The 3745-nt window shown below is 71.4% G+C and carries 1 protein-coding gene; it reads right to left on the bottom strand.

All coding sequences use genetic code 11. The annotated features are described in order from the left end of the window. Positions 1-3613: SDR family NAD(P)-dependent oxidoreductase (locus tag ACGFML_RS38090; protein WP_393550540.1), on the bottom strand; the 3613-nt coding region annotated here is incomplete at its 3' end. Positions 3614-3745: the final 132 nt, after the last annotated feature.

Raw genomic sequence — 3745 nt, 5'->3', positions numbered from 1 at the left:
GCGAACCCTGACCAGGGAAAACAAACACCACACGACGACCGGCCACACCCACACCGGACACCACACCCGACGCCACACCACCCGACGCCAACACCCCAAGACCAGCCAACACCCCAGCCCGATCCCCAGCCACCACCACACCACGATGCTCAAACACCGACCGCGACGACACCAACCCAGCCGCCACACCCCCCAAATCCACACCCCGACGCCCAACCACAAACGCACGCAAAGCCTCCGCCTGCGCCCGCAACGCCCCCTCCGACCGACCACAAACCACCCACGGCACCACACCGGGTGCACTGTCCTTCGGCGTCGAGCCGTCGTGCTCGACCACGGGCGGCTGCTCGATCACGACATGCGCGTTGGTTCCGCCCACGCCGAACGCGGATATGCCGGCCCGGCGCGGCCGGTCGGCATCGGGCCAGTCCCGCTGCTCGGTCAGCAGCTCCACCGACCCCGCCGACCAGTCCACATGCGACGACGGCACATCCACATGCAACGTCTTCGGCAACACACCATGCCGCAGAGCCATCACCATCTTGATGACCCCACCCACACCCGCAGCCGCCTGCGCATGCCCAATATTCGACTTCAACGACCCCAAAAACAGGGGCCGTTCAACGGGCCGCTCCTGACCATAGGTCGCAAGCAACGCCTGCGCCTCGATCGGATCACCCAACCGCGTACCCGTCCCATGCGCCTCCACCACATCGACATCCCCCGGGCTCAACCGCGCATCGGCCAGCGCCTGCCGAATCACCCGCTGCTGGGAAGGCCCACTCGGCGCCGTCAACCCATTACTCGCACCGTCCTGATTGACCGCACTCCCCCGCACCACAGCCAACACCCGATGCCCCAACCGCAGAGCATCCGACAATCGCTCCACCACCAGAACACCCACACCCTCAGACCAGCCGGTACCGTCCGCACCCTCCGCGAACGCCTTGCACCGGCCATCCACCGCCAGCCCCCGCTGCCGGCTGAACTCGATGAAGGGGCCAGGAGTCGGCATGACCGTCACGCCGCCGGCCAGGGCGAGGGAACACTCACCGCTGCGCAGCGCCCGTACCGCGAGGTGCAGGGTCACCAGGGAGGAGGAGCATCCCGTGTCGACGGTGACGGCCGGGCCCTCCAAGCCGAAGGTGTAGGACAGTCGGCCCGAGACCACGCTTCCCGTGGTGCCGGTCAGGATGTGGCCCTCCGTCTCGGCCGTGCCCTGGTGCAGGCGGTGGCCGTAGTCCTGGACCATGGCGCCGACGTAGACGCCGGTACGGCTGCCACGCAGCGAGTCCGGGTCGATACCCGCACGCTCGAACGCCTCCCACGACGTCTCCAACAACAACCGCTGCTGCGGATCCATCGCCAACGCCTCACGCGGCGAAATCCCGAAGAACCCCGCATCGAACTCGGCGGCGTCGTAGAGGAAACCGCCCGACCGCGAGTACGACTTCCCCACCGCATCCGGGTCCGGGTCATACAGGCCGTCCAGATCCCAGCCACGATCCGCCGGGAACCCCGACACCGCGTCCGCCCCCGCGACGACCAGTCGCCACAGGTCCTCCGGCGAGCTCACCCCACCCGGGAACCGGCACCCCATGCCCACAATCGCCACCGGCTCGGCGTCCGCCTCACCCGCCACCACCAGGGACGCAGGCTCCGGCTCTCCGGTCTCGTCCTCGGAGAGCCCGAGCAGCTCGGCGCGCACGAAGCGCGCGAGTGCCGCGGCCGAAGGACGGTCGAAGACGACCGTGCTGGGCAACCGCAACCCCGTCACCGCGTTCAGCCGGTTCCGCAGCTGTACGGCCATCATCGAGTCGACGCCCAGCTCACGGAAGGCACGGTCGGGGGCGACCGAGTCCGGTGTGCTGTGGCCGAGGGCCGCGGCGGCCTGCGCGCGGACCAGGTCCAGCACGGCCAGGTACTGCTCCGCCTCGGTCAGCCCGTCGAGCAGCGCCGAGGAGGCGTTGCCGGCGGCCGATCCCTGTGCCGTGCCGTCCGTCTCCGCCAGCGCTGCCTGCACCTCGGGGAGGTCCGAGAGCAGTGGGGAACGCCGTACCGCGGTGAACTGGGGGGCGAAGATCTCCCAGTCGATGTCGGCGACGACCCTGGTCGGCTCGGTGGCCGCCGTTGCGGGCGCGAGCGCGGCGACCGCCTGGTCCGGGTCCATGACCCGCACGCCCCGGCTGCGGATCCGGTCCCCGACCTCGCCGTCGGCCATTCCGCCGCCGCCCCACAGGCCCCATGCCACGGACAGCGTGGCCTGCCCTCGCGCACAGCGCTGCTGGGCGAGCGCGTCGAGGTACGCGTTGGCCGCGGCATACGCGCCCTGGCCGCCGCCGCCCCAGATGCCGGCGCCGGAGGAGAAGAGGATGAAGGCGTCAAGGTCGGTGTCCTGGAAAACGCCGTCCAAATGGTGCGCGCCGAGCACCTTGGCGGAGGTGAGCTGGGCCAGCAGGTCCAGGTCTGTCTCGGCCAGCGGCGCGGTGTCGGTCGTACCGGCCGCGTGGATGACCGCGCGCACGGGTTCGCCGTCGGCGGCGAGGCGGGCGACGAGTTCGGCGAGCGCGTCCCGGTCCGCGACGTCGCACGCCGCGACGGTGACCCGTACGCCGAGAGCCAACAACTCGGACTCCAGCTCCTCGGCTCCGGGCGCGGAAGGGCCCTGGCGGCTGGTGAGTACCAGGTGCTCGGCTCCGTTGGCCGCGAGCCACCGGGCGAACCGGCGGCCGACACCGCCGGTGCCGCCGGTGATCAGAACCGTGCCGCGAGGCTGCCATGCTGGGCGGTCGTGCAGGGCCTTGCGGGTGACCCGCACCAGGCGCCGGGCGAAGACACCGGAGGAGCGCAGGGCGAGCTGGTCCTCACCCTGCTTGCCGGCGAGCACACCGCACAGCCTGCGCAGCACCTGCGGATCGGGGGCCTCCGGCAGGTCGACCAGACCGCCCCACCGGTCGGAGTGCTCCAGCCCGGCCGCCAGACCGAGCCCCCACACCTGCGCCTGCGCGGGCCGCATCACCGTCTCCGCACCGGGAACCTGAACGGCTCCGCGCGTGGCGCACCACAGGGGTGCGTGGCAAGCGGCATCGCCGAGCGCCTGGATCATCAGGAGTGTTCCGGCCGGTCCGGCCGTCAGCATCCGGTGCTCCGGGTGCGACGCGTCGTCCAGTTCCGGCAGGGACAGCACGCCGGCCGGTTCCGCACCGTCGAGCCCGTCGACCGCCTCGGCGACGCGCCGGGCCAACTGCTCCCGGTCGCAGTCCGCTGCCACGGTCAGTCGTACGACCCGAGCGCCGGCGGACGACAGGGCGTCCTCGACCGCCTCCGCCCACGGGTGGGCCGAGTCCCCCTCCGGAACAGCGAGCAGCCAGGCACCGCTGAGCGACACCGCCTGCGCTTCGGACACCGGCCGCCAGTCGACGCGGTAGTGCCAGGCATCCGTCGCGGAGCGCTCACGGTGGTCCCGGCGCCAGGGGCCGAGCAGTCCGATGACGTCCTCCAGCCGGGCCACGTCGTCCACGCCGAGCAGCTCGGCGAGTCCCGAGCGGTCCGCGCTGTCGACGGCCGCCCAGAACCGGTTCTCCTCAGGGTCGGCGGCGTCCGCAGGTGCCACGCCGGCTGTTCCGTCGAGCCAGTACCGCTCGCGTTGGAAGGCATACGTCGGCAGTTCCAAGAAGTCCGGCCTCTGCCCAGAGACGGGCCACTGCACCGCCAACCCCGCTACGAACGCCTCCCCCAGAGCGAG

It is taken from the genome of Streptomyces sp. NPDC048650 (genome assembly GCF_043199095.1).
In the GTDB taxonomy this organism is placed as follows: domain Bacteria; phylum Actinomycetota; class Actinomycetes; order Streptomycetales; family Streptomycetaceae; genus Streptomyces.
The sequence above is the reverse complement of the archived record's forward strand: the minus strand, read 5'-3'. Positions and strand labels throughout refer to the sequence as shown.